This is a genomic window from Acidobacteriota bacterium, from assembly GCA_009861545.1.
In the GTDB taxonomy this organism is placed as follows: Bacteria; Acidobacteriota; Vicinamibacteria; order Vicinamibacterales; family UBA8438; genus WTFV01.
Window position 1 is genome coordinate 1 of sequence record VXME01000012.1, and the last position, 14,009, is coordinate 14,009.

General features: G+C 68.1%; 11 protein-coding genes. 8 read left to right on the forward strand and 3 right to left on the reverse strand.

Annotated elements, in window-relative coordinates; translation table 11 throughout:
- Nucleotides 1-286: 286 nt before the first annotated feature.
- Genes F4X11_01860 through F4X11_01870 form a run of 3 tightly spaced genes read right to left on the reverse strand, consistent with a single transcriptional unit; the run spans nucleotide 287 to nucleotide 1,610 of the window.
- Nucleotides 287-751 carry a hypothetical protein gene (locus F4X11_01860; protein ID MYN63767.1) on the reverse strand — a complete coding sequence of 155 codons (465 nt, stop codon included), beginning with the start codon at nucleotides 749-751 and terminating at the stop codon, nucleotides 287-289.
- Nucleotides 752-783: 32 nt separating this feature from the next.
- The gene (locus F4X11_01865; protein MYN63768.1) at nucleotides 784-1,230 is read right to left on the reverse strand and encodes a hypothetical protein; all 447 of its coding nucleotides are present in this window, start codon (nucleotides 1,228-1,230) and stop codon (nucleotides 784-786) included.
- Nucleotides 1,227-1,610, reverse strand: coding sequence for a hypothetical protein (locus F4X11_01870; protein ID MYN63769.1), 384 nt, complete (start codon nucleotides 1,608-1,610; stop codon nucleotides 1,227-1,229). The genes F4X11_01865 and F4X11_01870 overlap by 4 nt, the downstream gene beginning before the upstream one ends.
- 50 nt (nucleotides 1,611-1,660) lie before the next feature.
- On the opposite strand from F4X11_01870, the gene F4X11_01875 reads away from it, so the two are divergent.
- From F4X11_01875 to F4X11_01910, 8 genes are all read left to right on the forward strand, one after another.
- The gene (locus tag F4X11_01875) at nucleotides 1,661-1,876 is read left to right on the forward strand and encodes a hypothetical protein (protein ID MYN63770.1); all 216 of its coding nucleotides are present in this window, start codon (nucleotides 1,661-1,663) and stop codon (nucleotides 1,874-1,876) included.
- A gap of 230 nt (nucleotides 1,877-2,106) precedes the next feature.
- The gene (locus F4X11_01880; protein ID MYN63771.1) at nucleotides 2,107-3,360 is read left to right on the forward strand and encodes an HlyD family efflux transporter periplasmic adaptor subunit; all 1,254 of its coding nucleotides are present in this window, start codon (nucleotides 2,107-2,109) and stop codon (nucleotides 3,358-3,360) included.
- A gap of 78 nt (nucleotides 3,361-3,438) precedes the next feature.
- Nucleotides 3,439-4,143 carry an ABC transporter ATP-binding protein gene (locus F4X11_01885; GenBank protein MYN63772.1) on the forward strand — a complete coding sequence of 235 codons (705 nt, stop codon included), beginning with the start codon at nucleotides 3,439-3,441 and terminating at the stop codon, nucleotides 4,141-4,143.
- Entirely contained in the window at nucleotides 4,100-5,941 is a 1,842-nt protein-coding gene (locus F4X11_01890; GenBank protein ID MYN63773.1) for a TolC family protein, read from the forward strand. Before F4X11_01885 ends, F4X11_01890 begins: the two co-directional genes overlap by 44 nt.
- A gap of 73 nt (nucleotides 5,942-6,014) precedes the next feature.
- Nucleotides 6,015-8,744, forward strand: coding sequence for an ABC transporter permease (locus tag F4X11_01895; GenBank protein MYN63774.1), 2,730 nt, complete (start codon nucleotides 6,015-6,017; stop codon nucleotides 8,742-8,744).
- 105 nt (nucleotides 8,745-8,849) lie between these two features.
- The gene (locus F4X11_01900) at nucleotides 8,850-11,432 is read left to right on the forward strand and encodes an FtsX-like permease family protein (protein MYN63775.1); all 2,583 of its coding nucleotides are present in this window, start codon (nucleotides 8,850-8,852) and stop codon (nucleotides 11,430-11,432) included.
- Nucleotides 11,433-11,445: 13 nt separating this feature from the next.
- Nucleotides 11,446-12,507, forward strand: a complete 1,062-nt coding sequence (locus tag F4X11_01905) for a DUF4097 domain-containing protein (GenBank protein ID MYN63776.1) — start codon at nucleotides 11,446-11,448, stop codon at nucleotides 12,505-12,507.
- Nucleotides 12,508-12,765: 258 nt separating this feature from the next.
- A complete protein-coding gene (locus F4X11_01910) occupies nucleotides 12,766-13,953 on the forward strand; it encodes a hypothetical protein (GenBank protein MYN63777.1) in 1,188 nt (395 codons plus the stop codon).
- The last annotated feature ends 56 nt before the right edge of the window (nucleotides 13,954-14,009 follow it).

Sequence of the window (14,009 nt, forward strand, 5' to 3'; positions counted from 1 at the left end):
CGAATTCATGTCGGGGAAGCAAATCGAGAAGCTGGCGGAAGACTGTGTTATGATGTGCCACGGCTTGGATCTCCTGTCTTTTGAACGATTTGTAGCAGAATCATTCTATCAAAGACAGAGGGTTCAAGCCGCTCTACTTTGGAGTTCTATGGGACAGCAGTGTACCAGGACGTACCCGGCCAGGTACTCGCGACCGGCTTGCCGTCGTTCCGCGGCCGCCGTCCAAGCACTCGGCTCTGGCGTCGCCGATGGTTGTCTTCCCCGGCCCCTGGCGGCTTGCGCATGGTCATTCGTCCTCGTCGTCTTCTGCTTCGTCGGCGCTCTCTGCAGGGACCACTCGGAAAACGGGCAAGGTCAGAGGTGGCAGCGACATCCGCGCCAGCGATGCCTGCACGAGTTCGCGCCAGTACGGCCAAGCGTTGAACACCGCGTTTCCTTCCGCGAACGCCTCCAACTCCTCGGGCGAGAAGCTCTCCTCGTCAGGAATCGCGTACGACAGCTCGAACGTGGCCCGGATCTCCGCTTGGAGCCTTTCGTCGTCGTCTGCGCTGCGCACTTCCAACGAGAAGGCTGTCTCGACCCGCAAGGATCGATTATCCGTCGGTTCCTTGACGACTGGTGTCTTGCGCGAGATGTTGACGTTTATCGCGTCGGCGGTCTCGTCCGGCTGCACTGCAGAACGGCAGTACGACTCGCAAAGCCTCACGCTCTCGATCTGGATGACCGAGACTATTCTTTTCAGGTCAACCATTTGGCCTCATCAACGCCGGTCTTCCCGCCTCCCTAAGCAACCGCGGCCATTGGGGGCCTTTTGGTACTTCTCCCAGGCCTCGAGCCCGGATACATCTGTTGCACCGTCGTCGCAACCTGCGGCCTCCGAAGGCTCCAGTGGCTGATCTCGTGCGTGTCTTCGTGTAACTCGATGGCCGCCCACGGCTCCGCCGGCGCAGGCATCCGCTTGGAGGACAACTTGAACGACGGTCGGAGCGACAACGCCGCGGCGATGTCCGCAATGGTCCTGAGCGTCAGGTTTCGCCCCCCGCCCAGCAACTGCGACACGAAGCCGGGAGTTCGGCCCATGCGTCGCGCGAGTTCCGCTTGCGTCACGCGGCTGCTCTCCAGCGCCCCCGCCAGTTGCTCGGTCACGTCCAGAATCAGGCGCTCCTGACGCAGCAGCGCTTCGTACCTCTCCCCGCGGTGTCCCGAGCGTGCCTCGCCCGTCATCGTCATCCTCCCTGCTCGTGGCGTGCCAAGTGCTCCGTCAGAATCCTTGCTGTCCGATCAAGATCGGCTGATCGGTGCTTGTCCTGCTTCTTCTTCAGACCGTGAGCCACGAGGAACTGTTTGCCGGCGAAGCGGCCCAACAACCTGATCTGGTGCCGCTTGAACTGCCAGATCGCGTGCCCCTTCCGGTTCTCCAGCTTCTTGAACTGCGTCTTGTTGGTGATCCGACCGCGTTCCGCCAACCTCTCGAACAACACCTGCACCTTGGCGGCCTCTTCCTCGCTCAGTTGCTCAAAGAACTCCAGGGCGGGTCGTTGCCCTGACGCGTCGACAGCCCAGACGACGCGACCCCATGCTCCCGTCGCCGCAGGCTCAGAACTGCACACTGCCGATGTTTACATTTAACTAAACCCTGTGTCAAGCCGGGGCCTCGAGGATGCGCCCCGGGGTACGCGACCGCGTACAGACCGAGAGCCTGCTGCTGGCACTGGCCGCGGGCGCGGCGGGCGCGCTTCTCGCCGACTGGCTGCAGCCGCTGCTGGTCGCGCTGACCCCGGCCGCCGTGGTGCGGCTGGCCGAGACGGGCATCGATGGAGGCGTCTTCGAGACGCCTCCGCGTGCCGCCGTCCGTCGGCCGCGTGTTCCGGCGTGACGTCTGGACCGAGGACGAACCGGTGGCTGTCATCAGCCACTTCCCCTGGCCGCACCGTTTTCGCACGCGACCCCGCCGCGGCGGGGCGGTTCGTCACGCTCGGCGACACACGGCAACGGCGTTGAGGGTCGACATGAATTCCTATTGACATTCGATAGGTCTGGTGGAATTATATAGATATCCGATAGGAGTCAGAGGGGCTCGCGGAAACGATGACGGGGGTGCTCACCATGGATATCTCTCGACCCGATCTCGCACGGAAGAAGAAGCGGCGCCAGGCTCTGTACGCCGCAGCCGCGGTCATCGTGGTGGCTGTCGTCACGCTGCGGGTCTCGCGCCTGGAACCGGCCGCGCCGCGCGTCGACCGCGACACGCTCTATCTGGACACGGTGCAGCGCGGCCCGATGATCCGGCAGGTGCGCGGCACCGGGACGCTGGTCCCGGAGCAGATCCGCTGGATCCCCGCCACCACCGACGGCACCGTCGAGCGGATCGTCATCCGCCCCGGCGCCCTCGTCGCCCCCGCCACGGTGATCCTCGAGCTGAGCAACCCCGAGCTGGAGCAGTCCGCGCTCGAGGCGCGGCTGAATCTCGAAGCGGCCGAGGCGCGCTACGGCAACCGGCAGGTGGAGGTGGAGCGCGACCTCCTCGACCAGCGGGCGACGCTTGCGACCACCGAGGCGCAACTGAAGACGGCCCGCTTGCAGGCGGACGCCGACGGGCAGCTCTTCACGCAGGGCCTCGTCTCGTCGCTGCAGCTCCAGCAGTCGCAGTCCGCCGAGCAGGAGTTCGACACGCGCTACGCGCTCGAGCGGGAACGGCTGCAGATGGCCACCGACACCGTCGAGGCGCAGCTCGCGGTGGAGCGGGCCGAGGTGGACCGGCTGCGGACGCTGTACGAGCTGCGGCGGCAGCAGGTGGCCGACCTGCACGTGCGGGCCGGGATGCCCGGCGTCCTGCAACAGGTGCCGCTGGAGGAAGGGCAGCGCGTCGCTACCGGCACGAACCTCGCGCGGGTAGGCGATCCGACCGTGCTGAAGGCCGAGCTGCGCATCGCGGAGACGCAGGCCAAGGACATCCAGATCGGCCAGTCGGCGGCCATCGACACCCGCAATGGCGTCATCCCGGGCCGCGTCACCCGCATCGACCCGGCGGTGGAGAACGGGACGGTGACGGTCGACGTCGCCCTCGACGGCGCGCTGCCGCGGGGCGCCCGCCCGGACCTGACGGTCGACGGCACCATCGAGCTGGAGCGGATGGACGACATCCTCTTCGTCGGCCGGCCGGTGTTCGGGCAGGAGGAGAGCGTCGTCAGCCTGTTCAGGGTGGAGGCGGACGGCATGCACGCGTCCCGGATGCGGGTGAGCCTGGGCCGTGCCTCTGTCAACGCCATCGAGGTGCTGGACGGGTTGCAGCCTGGCGACCGCGTGGTCCTGTCCGACATGTCCACCTGGGATCGGTTCGATCGGGTGCGTATGGACTAGGGCCGCTCTCCCGCGTCGAGCAAGGGGGAGACCGGTCCGGAAGCAGGAACGTCACGTCTGAAACGGAGGTATGCGGAGATGAACGAAGCGAAGGCCCTGATTCAGTTGCAGAACGTCTCGAAGATCTTCTACACCGACGAGGTGGAGACGCATGCCCTCGACGGCATCGATCTGTCCATCCACCCCGGCGAGTACGTCGCCATCTCCGGTCCGTCGGGCTGCGGCAAGTCGACGCTGCTGTCGATCCTCGGCCTGCTCGATTCGCCCACCACCGGCGACTACACGCTGAACGGCCAACCGGTGGCGCAGCTCAGCCAGGCCGACCGGGCGTGGACCCGCAACCGCGAGGTCGGCTTCATCTTCCAGAGCTTCAACCTGATCGGCGACCTGACGGTCTACGAGAACGTCGAGCTGCCGCTCACCTACCGCGGCATGAAGCGTCCGGAACGGCGCGAGCGGGTGACCGAGGCGCTCGAGAGGGTGGAGATGGCGCACCGTGCGAAGCACCTGCCGAGTCAGCTCTCCGGCGGCCAGCAGCAGCGCGTGGCGGTGGCGCGGGCAGTGGCCGGCCAGCCGTCCATCCTGCTGGCCGACGAGCCCACCGGCAACCTCGACTCGAAGAACGGCGAGGCGGTGATGGGGCTGCTGCAGGCGCTGCACGACGAGGGCTCGACCGTCTGCATGGTGACCCACGATCCGCGCTACGCGGAGCACGCCAGGCGGGAGATTCACCTCTTCGATGGCAGGTGCAGTCCGCATCCCGGGAGCTCGGCCCATGACTGACAGCCCCTGGCGAAAGCCCCGCTGCATGCGAGCGGCGATGCATCCAACGTGGACTGCGGCGCTCCTCGGTCGAATACGCCGGGTTGGACTTCCGGACTGGAGGGTGCTCTTGCGGAAACCGGTTCGTGCCTTCGTATGCGGGCCGCTCATCGCGGGTCTGCTGCTGGCGGCGGCACCGCGCCCGACCCATGCCCAGACCCTCGACACCGTTGTCGGCGAACGGGTTGCCGCCGTCGCACGGGAGGCGAGCCGGGCCGGGCAGCCGGTCCGCCGCTTCGACCTCACGCTAGACGATGCCGTCCAGCGCGCTCTCGAACGCAACCTCGACATCGCCGTCCAGCGCATCGTCCCGCTCGTGCAGGACATGCGTGTCGCGGCGGCCGGCGCGGCGTTCCTGCCCGTCGCCTCGTCGGGCTTCGACTTCAACCAGGAGACCACGCCCAACCGCTTCGTGTTCGACGGCGGCGGGCTGCGCGGCCAGCCCATCGTCAGCGACCGGGGCACCTACGACCTCGGCGTCGGCCAGCAGGTCAAGTGGGGCGGCGGCCGCTACGACGTCACCTGGGACAGCACGCGGTCGGAGTCGACCAACATCTTCTCGACCTTCAACCCGAGCTTCGGCGCGAACATGACGCTGCAGTACACGCAACCGTTGCTGCGCGGCTTCCGGACCGACGCGCGGCGCACGCAACTGGTCGTCTCGCGCATCAACCGGGACATCTCCGACATCGACCTCGCGCAGACCGTCGTCAACACGCTGGCCGACGTGAGCCTGGCCTACTGGGAGCTCTTCTATGCGCGGGCCGCCGCAGGCGTGCAGCGGCAGGCACTCGATCTGGCCGAGCAGCTCGTGCAGGACAATCGCGTGCGCGTCGAGGTTGGCACGATGGCGCCGATCGACGTCGTGGCGGCGCAGTCCGAGGCCGCGGCGCGCCGGCAGTTGCTGGCGCTGGCCGTCGAGACCGAGCGCACCAGCGAGCTGGCCCTGAAGGAGCTCATCGTGGGAGGCACCTCGGATGCGTTGTGGAACGCGGAGATCCACCCCACGGACGAACCGAGGATACAGGTGACGCCCATCGACCTGCAGGCGGCGATTCGCGGGGCGCTCGAGCGGCGCACCGATATCTCCCGTGCGCGCCGGCAGCTCGACGTCAACGAAGCGACGGCCGGTAATCTCCGCAACAGCACCCTGCCCGCGCTCGATCTGGTCGGGAGCTACCAGTTGACCGGTCAGGGCGGTCCCCGCCGGGTTCCGGCCGGAAACAGCTTCGAGGACCTCTTCGGCGGCGCCGGCGGCGTGATCCCGGGAGGTTATCGGGATGCGCTCGACAGCATCGCCAACGCCGACTACCCGGTCTGGAGCGTGCAACTGCAGATGAGCTACCCGCTCGGTCGGAGCGCGGACCGGGCCGCGTACGAACGAGCCCGGCTGGAGCTGCAGCAGAATCGGACCCAGATTCGCCGCATCGAGCTGCGGATAGCCAGCGAGGTCACCAACGCGGCGCTGCGGATCGAGTCGATCCGGGAGCGCATCGAGGCCGCGACGGCGTCGCGGGAGCTGGCCGAGCGACAGCTCGAGGCGGAGGAGAGCAAGTTCGAGGTCGGCCTGTCGACCAACTTCTTCGTCCTGCAGTCGCAGCGCGATCTGGCCAACGCGCAGGATGCCGAGCTGCGCGCGATTCTCGACTACCAGCGGGCGCTGATCGAGTTCGACCGGACGCAGCGGGCTTCGCTCGGGGCTGCCGGCATCGCCGTGGTCGGTGGTGCGATGGGGGGCGGCGCCGGAGCGATCTATTGACATTCGATACGGCAAGGGCTAGACTTATCGATAATCGATAGGGCGTTCCTGCCGGATCCCTGGAGGAATCGTCATGAGCCGCTTACGAGATTCCGCCGTTCGCCTGGTGAATCTGTTCCGCCGCGAGCGCATCGAGCGCGAGCTCGACGCGGAGCTGCAGGCGTACCTGGAGCTGGATGTCGAGGAGAACATCCGCCGGGGCATGGCGCCGAAGGAGGCGCGCCGCATGGCGCTCGCCCGTCTGGGGGGCGCGGAGACGGTCAAGGAAGAGTGTCGCGATGTCTTCACCTTCCGCCACGTCGAAGACCTGCTCAAGGACCTGCGCTACGGCGTACGCATGGTGCTGAAGCATCCCGGCTTCAGCGCGACGGCGATCATCGTGCTTGCGCTCGGCATCGGGGCCAACACTGCGATCTTCAGCATCATCAACGCGATGCTGCTGAAACCGTTGCCGATCCACCGGCCCGGCGAGCTGGTCGGGGTCTACGTGGAGCGGACGACCGCGCCGGGCGGTTACCGTCCCTTCTCGTACCCCAACTTCGAGGACCTGCGGGCGCAGGCAGCCGCGTTCGCCAACCTGGCCGCGCACAACCTGACCCTGGTCGGGGTCGGCGATGGCGAGGCCACGCGGCGGGTATGGGCCGACGCCGTCACGGCGAACTACTTCGAGACCTTCGGCGTGCCGCTCGCGTTGGGCCGGACGTTCACCGCGGCGGAAGAGCAGCCCGGCGCCAACCTCCCCGTGGCGATAGTGAGCCACGACTACTGGGCTCGCGAGGGGCGGCGGCCGGACATGCTGGGGAAGACGATTCTCGTGAACGCCGAGCCGTTGACCATCGTGGGGGTGGCGGCGGCCGGGTTCACCGGCTCGTCCGTGCTGTTTCGGCCGGAGGTATGGCTTCCGCTCGGGCTGTACGGAACCGTGGCCACCGACATCGCCGGCACGCCCAGCCGTTCACTCCGCGAGCGCGACAACTACAGGCTCACGGTGAAGGGTCGACTCGGGCCGGGTCATTCGGTCGAATCGGTCGCCCCCGAGCTGGAGGCGATCGCCGCTCGACTCTCCCGGGCCTATCCGGCGACCAACGAGGACCGGACGCTGCGCGCCGCCCCGCTGCCGCGGTTGGACGTACCGACCAGGCCCGCTACCGATGGCCAGTTCGCCGCGCTGTCCGCCCTGGTGCTGGGTATGGCCGGGGTGGTGCTGCTGATCGCCTGCCTGAACCTGGCCAACATGCTGCTGGCCCGGGGTGCGTCACGTCGCCGGGAAATGGCCATCCGGCTCTCGCTGGGCGGTGGGCGTGGCCGCGTGGTGCGTCAGTTGCTGACCGAAGGGTTCGTGCTGTCGGTCGGCGGCGGGGCCGTTGGTCTCGTGGTCGCCGTGTGGGCCGCCGGCGCGCTCGCCCGCTCGATCGAGTCCGTCCTGCCGTTCGCGGTCGCGGTCTCCGGTATCGGCGTGGATTGGCGGGTCCTGCTCGGCACGCTCGGGTTCTGCCTCCTCGGCACGCTGTTCTTCGGGCTGGGGCCCGCCTGGCAGATGACCCGGAGCGACATCGTCGGCGACCTGAAGCAGCGGTCGAACCCCGAACCCCGCCGTGGACGGGGTCTGCCGGCGGCGCGCGATCTGCTGATCGTGGGACAGGTCGCGTTGTCGCTCGCGCTGCTGACTGCCGGCGGTCTCTTCCTGCGAGGCGCGGTCGCGGCGTCGAGCGCCGACCCCGGGTTCGCGTTCGAACGCGGCCTGCTGCTGGAGACCGACCCGAGCCTCGCCGGGTACGACGAAGTGCAGGCGCGCACTGTCTACCGCGAGCTGCTGCCCCGGCTGCGCGCCCTCCCGGGGGTCGATGCGGTGAGCATGGCGTCGATGGTGCCGTTCGGCTCCTTCTCCGAGGGCCGCATGGCCGTCCCGGTGGGCGCCGACGATCAGGGAGAGCGAGGGGCATCGTTCGCCCTGGTGGCCGACGACTACTTCCGCGCGCTGGGTCTGTCGATGCTGCGCGGGCGCGAATTCACTCGGGCGGAGGCCGAGGGCGGCAGCGGGTCGCCGGCCGTGATTGTCGACGAGACCCTGGCCCGTGCGCTGTGGCCGAGCGCGGACCCGCTCGGGCAGGCGGTCCGGTTGCGCCAGCGCAACGGCGAGCTCGGTGACGCGCTGACGGTGGTCGGCGTGGCGCCGGGTCGCCGTAGCCGGATCTTCGACCAGCAACCGACGCCGCACGTCTATATGCCCGCCGGTGCGGAGTATCGCGCCAACATGAACCTCCACGTGCGGCTGGCCGAGCCGGGCCGCGCGGCGGCAACCGCGATGCTGCAGCAGGTGCGGCAGGCGGTGCGCGGGTTCGACGCGCGCCTGCCTGTCCTGTCCTTGCAGACCCTCGAGGATTTCCGGGCCGCCAGCGCCGGTCTCTGGGCGGTGCAGGCCGGCGCCGCCGTGTTCTCCACCTTCGGCGGCCTGGCGCTGTTTCTCGCCGTGGTCGGGCTCTACGGCGTGAAGTCGTACGTGGTCAGCCAGCGTACGCGAGAGATCGGCCTGCGCATGGCACTGGGGGCCCAACGCGCCGGCGTGCTCTGGCTGGTACTCCGACAGGGGCTCGTGATGACCGGCGCGGGGCTGTTGTTCGGCGCGTTGTTGTCGGTGGCGACCGCCCGTCTGCTGGCCGGCCTCCTTTACGAGGTCCGCACATTCGACCCGCTGGTGTTCGCTCTGGCCCCGATGCTGCTGGCCGGATCGGCCCTGCTGGCTTCCTGGCTCCCGGCGCGACGGGCCGCCCGGGTTTCGCCGATGGAGGCTTTGCGCCAGTAGTAGGCGCTCCGAGCGCGGTCTACGGCGGCGCTCGGCTCAGTGGTCGCCTGGTCGGGAAGGGCTGGCGTCCTGGAAGTCGTAGCCGATCCATTGAAAGGAATCGTCATGAGCCGCTTACGGGATTCCGCCGTTCGCCTGGTGAATCTGTTCCGTCGCGAGCGCATCGAGCGCGAGCTCGACGCGGAGCTGCGGGCGTACCTGGAGCTAGAGGTCGAGGAGAACATCCGCCGCGGCATGGCGCCGAAGGAGGCGCGCCGCGCGGCGCTCGCCCGTCTGGGGGGCGTGGAGACGGTCAAGGAAGAGTGTCGCGATGTACAGCGTTTCCGTGTCGTCGAGGATCTCTGGCGCGACCTGCGGCACGGATTTCGCCGGATGCTCGCACGCCCGGTTCTCGCTGTCGTGGCGGTCGCGGTCCTGGCTGTCGGCGTCGGTGCGAACATCGCCATTCTCGCGCTGGTCGACGCTCTGCTTCTGCGCCCCGTCCCCGGCGCGGAGCCGGAGCGTCTGGTCGCGATGTTCACGAGCGACTTCTCCAGCGGGCGGCCGGGAGCAAATTCCTATCCGGACTTCCTCGACATTCGGGACGCTACCCGCGACGTGTTCGAGAGTGTCACTGCGACGTCTCGCACTTCGGTCGGCGTGCGTATCGGAGGCGAGACCCGGGTCATGTCCGCCCAGCTCGTGGAGCCCAACTACTTCGATACGATGGGATTGAGGCCCGTCCACGGGCGTGGGTTCGAGGCGGTCGAGACCGCCGCGGTCGCGGTAATCAGCAATGGCGTATGGCTGTCGGAGTTCGGTGGCGATCCGTCGGTGCTGGGCCGCGCGATCGTCATCAACGGATCACCCTTCACGGTGGTGGGCGTAGCGCCGGTCGAGCTGGCGACCACGGGAGGCCTATTCCGCGTCGACGTCCGGTTGCCCCTGGCCTTCGAGCAGTTGGTGCGGCTCGGTGACGCCAGACAGGAAGGGCGTGGCAATCGTGGGTACTCCATAGTGGGCCGACTGCGCGCCGGCGTCGAGATTGGCGACGCACGGGCCGCCCTGCAGGTTGTCGCTCGACGTCTCCATCAGTCGTACCCCGGGGCGTGGACGGGGCTTTCGGGACAGTCGCGGGCCTTGACGGCCACAGAGGCGGCACGCCTTCCAGCATTCGCATCGGGGCCCGTGGTTGGCGCACTGGCCGTACTCACCGGGTTGGTCGTAACCCTGCTGCTCATCGTTTGTGCAAACATCTCCGGCCTCCTGCTTGCCGACGCGTCGGTTCGCCGTCGCGAGATGTCGATTCGGCAGGCGCTGGGCGCGAGCCGGTTGCGGCTGATCCGACAGGTTGTCGTCGAGAGCCTCGGTCTGGGTCTGGTTGGGGGGTGCCTGGGCGTTGCCGGGGCGTCGGCTGCCATGCGATTCGTGACGCTGCTGCTGCCAAACCTTCCCCTGCCCGTGCAGCTCGATCTGGAGCTCAGCGGGCGACTCCTTGTTGCCGCGCTGGTGGTGTCGTCGAGCGTCGGCCTCGCGGTGGGGTTGCTTCCGGCACTGTATGCAACCCAACCCAGGCTTCGTCTCGGCAGGTTCCTTCAGACGAGGTTTCGTAACGCGCTGACGGCGATGCAGGCCGCCGCCGCCGTTTTCCTCCTGATCATCGCGGGGATGTTCGCACGCAGCATCGTGAGTGCATACGCACTACCGCTCGGTTACGACCCGGACGAACTGGTGCTTGTCGCGGTCGATCTGGAGGCGGCCGGGTTCTCCGAGGATCGCGGCCGCGCGTATCTCCGGCAAGCGTTGGAGCAGGTGCCGACGGCCGAAGTATCGAGGGCGCCGTTCCTTTCTCTCCGGACGCAACGACGTTCTTTCGCCGTCGATGGGTATCAACCCAGGGCTGGAGAGGACATGGAGGTGAACGCGAGCGTCGCCAGTCCCGGATACATCAGCCTGATGGGAGTGCCTTTCGTGCGAGGTCGAGACCTCGAGCCCGGGGAGCGGAATGCGGTGCTCGTCAATCGAGCGTTCGCCCGGCGATTCTGGTCCGGTCAAAATGCGGTCGGCAGGCGAGTGGGCAGGTCGACCGTGGTGGGCGTTGTCGAAGATGGGCATTTCGTTTCGTTTCGAGAGGCTGCCATTCCCTTCGTGTTCCAGTCCATGGAGGACGTGTACTCCTCACAGGTCACGTTTCATATGCGCGGCGTATCGGCCGACGCCGCGCGACGGGCCATCGAGCGAATAGATCCCGCCGTGCCCGTGGTGAGCGTGACAACGATGTCGGAAACGGTCGACACGGCATTGTTGCCGGAACGGGTTGCGGCGTTCGTGAGCGGTCTCGTCGGAGCCGTCGGCCTGGCGCTTGCCTGTATCGGGCTCTTCGGCACCCTGAGCTACGTCGTGGCGCAGCGCGCCCCGGAGATCGGCCTGCGTGTCGCGCTCGGTGCTCGAGCGCTCCAGATCGTTCGGCTCGTTGCCGGGGGGACGAGCGTGAAGCTGGTGGCGGCCGGCGTCGTCCTCGGCGCCGGACTGGGAAGCGGTCTCGCGCCGCTGCTCCAGGCGCAGTTCTCCGGCGCCGGAGGCGTGGACCTCGTCACGCTGGCGGGGGCGGCGGCGTGCCTCGCGCTGGTAGCGTCCGTCGCTATCGGCGTGCCCGCCGCTCGCGCTCTGAGGATAGATCCCGCGGAGGTCCTGCGCGTCGAGGAGTAGGAGGAAACACACCATGACCAGACAGAACGTGCGAATCTCTCTCGTCGCCGTCGTGCTGATCGGTGCAGCCGGTATGGCCGCGGGTCAGACCGAGGAGCTGGTTCGCGTCATCGCGATGGAACCCGGAGGGCGATTCACGCTCGGCAACGTCAGCGGCGACATCACCGTGACCGGGGTGGACGGTGACGACCTGACGATTCGGGCGACGAAGCGGGTCGCCGGCCGCGGCAGCACCGCCACCGATGCGTTGGACCGCGTCGAGATCGACATCGAGGAGCGTGGCAACCGGGTCGTCGTCGAAACCGACTACCCGCGGCACCGGCGTTCCTTTCTGGAGTCGCTGGCCAGCCTGTTCAGCGGCGGCGGGCGGGAACCGTTCGTGGCCGTGGACTACCTGGTAACCGTACCCCGGGGTACCGCGGTCGCCGTCGAGTCGTTCGACGGCGACGTGACTGTCGAAGGGGTGGACGGCGAGACGCACGTGAAGACCGTCAGTGGCGCCGGGCGGCTCGCGTCGTTGGCGAGGCTGGTGGCGGTCGAGACGTCCTCCGGCGATCTGGAGATCGCCGACGTGCGCAGCGACGAGGTCCTGACCGCCGAGACCGTCAGCGGGCGCATCGATATCGAGAGGGTCCGGGTACCGCGGCTGCAGGTGAAGTCCTTCGACGGCGCGGTGGCGCTCGAAGGGGTCGAGTCCCGGCGCGTCGCGGTGGAGACGGTATCGGGATCGGTGACCTTCGACGGCGCGCTCGCAGCCGATGGCCGCTACGAATTGCGGTCGCACTCGGGCGGCATCCTCCTGACGGTGCCGGACGGCTCGGGATTCGAGCTGGATGCGCGGTCTTTCAGTGGAGACCTGCGTTCCGACATTCCCATCCTCGTCGGCCGAGATAACCCGTCCCGCCAAACGCCCGTCTTCGAGGGAGGACGCCGCGCGATTCGCGGGATCGCCGCCGCCGGCGGCGCCCACCTCGAGCTGTACACCGTCAGTGGCGACATGGCGATCGGCATACGCTCTTCAGCCCTGCTGCAACCGGCTGCATCGAGACCCGCGGGATCCATTGACATTCGATAGGTCCCGTGGTTAGACTTATCGAAATTCGATATGTGTGCCAGCGTATCTCGGTGGCTATCGACCTGGCGTGGACACCGCGTAGAACGTTGAGGTGCCGGTCTTCGATTCGCTGCTTCACCCGTGGGCGACGTCCCCCCGGTCCGCCGCCGGCGCGCGGACGGCGGGCGCACCGCGGCGGGGACATTCACCGTCGAATGGCCGGTCGGCCGTGAAGGCGAGCGACCCGCACGGGATGGACACACGACGAGGAGGTGCAGGATGAGGCACGTCATGGCGATTCTGTCGGGCGTCGTCCGCCTTCCGGTGCTGGTGGCCGCCCAGCGGCCGGACGCGGCGTCGAGTCGGGCGGCGGCACTGGCCGCGCTCCTGTTGCTCGCGGCGGGCGAGAGCGCCGCCCAGCCGCAGCCGTTCCTGGAGCGGGTGGAGGTCGCCCGCGTGGTCATCGACGTGCGGGTGGTCGACGACGACGGCCAGCCCATTCCGGGACTGACGCCGGAGGACTTCGAGGTGCGGATCGACGAAGAGCCGGTCCGCGTGGAGACCGCGTTGTGGGTCGGGAGCGAGGAGGCCGAGGGCGCGGCCGTAGAGGCCGTCCGCGCAGTTGACGCCGCCGACTCTCCCGACCCGGAGAGCCCCGGCGCTCGCGTGGGGGAGATCGGCCAAATGCTCGATACCTACTACCGTCCCAGCCCCGACCCGGGGAGTCCCGGTGCTCGCGTGGGGGAGAGCCGCGGCCGGCTGATCGTCTTCGTCGTGCAGAACAGCACGCGCCTGCTGCGAAGCCGGGTCTATGGCCTGCTGCGCATGTTGCGGAAGAGCGAGGGGCTGCTGGCGGCCGTCACGCCGTCCGATCGGGTGGCCGTGCTGTCGTTCGGTTTCCACCTGCAGATCTGGGCGGACTTCACGAATGATCTCGACCGCGTCCGAACCCTCCTTGCCGGCGAGGTCAGAACCGGACGCCCGCCGGTCCTCGAGCCGCGGGGCGAGATCTCCCTGCTGGCGAGCCTCAGCCAGGCGGAGGGGCGGGAGATCTTCGATATCGAGGAAGCCCTGCGCCGGGTCGGGGAAGCGCTGGAGCCCCTTCCCGGCTCGAAGTCGGTCATCCTGATCGGACACGGCTTCGAGTCGGACACCGACGGTTACGCAGCCGCGCAGGCCGCGCTGCAGGCGGCACGTGCGTCGGTGTTCACGATCGACGTCACGCAGGCGTTCTATCACACGTTCGAGCACGGCCTGCAGGCCGTGTCTGCGGACACCGGGGGCTTCTTCGTGCGCACCTTCGAGAAACCTCCACTCTGGGCGTTCGGCCTGGTGACCAACGCGATTGCGGGCCACTACGTGCTGTTCACCGAGCGACCGGCGCTGGAGCCGGGCGAGTACCCCATCGTGGTGGCGACCGACGTGGACGGGACGGTTCTGGCCCGCAGCACCTACGTGGCACGGTAGGAGTGGTAGCGGCAAGATGAAAAGGGACCCCGCGGCAATCTGAAAAGGGACCCCCT

Coding starts and splice junctions, on each gene's coding strand:
- F4X11_01895 (MYN63774.1), top strand. CDS start 6,015: ATGAGCCGCTTACGAGATTCCGCCGTTCGCCTGGTGAATCTGTTCCGC.
- F4X11_01885 (MYN63772.1), top strand. CDS start 3,439: ATGAACGAAGCGAAGGCCCTGATTCAGTTGCAGAACGTCTCGAAGATC.
- F4X11_01880 (MYN63771.1), top strand. CDS start 2,107: ATGGATATCTCTCGACCCGATCTCGCACGGAAGAAGAAGCGGCGCCAG.
- F4X11_01890 (MYN63773.1), top strand. CDS start 4,100: ATGGCAGGTGCAGTCCGCATCCCGGGAGCTCGGCCCATGACTGACAGC.
- F4X11_01860 (MYN63767.1), bottom strand. CDS start 751: ATGGTTGACCTGAAAAGAATAGTCTCGGTCATCCAGATCGAGAGCGTG.
- F4X11_01905 (MYN63776.1), top strand. CDS start 11,446: ATGACCAGACAGAACGTGCGAATCTCTCTCGTCGCCGTCGTGCTGATC.
- F4X11_01910 (MYN63777.1), top strand. CDS start 12,766: ATGAGGCACGTCATGGCGATTCTGTCGGGCGTCGTCCGCCTTCCGGTG.
- F4X11_01900 (MYN63775.1), top strand. CDS start 8,850: ATGAGCCGCTTACGGGATTCCGCCGTTCGCCTGGTGAATCTGTTCCGT.
- F4X11_01875 (MYN63770.1), top strand. CDS start 1,661: ATGCGCCCCGGGGTACGCGACCGCGTACAGACCGAGAGCCTGCTGCTG.
- F4X11_01865 (MYN63768.1), bottom strand. CDS start 1,230: ATGACGATGACGGGCGAGGCACGCTCGGGACACCGCGGGGAGAGGTAC.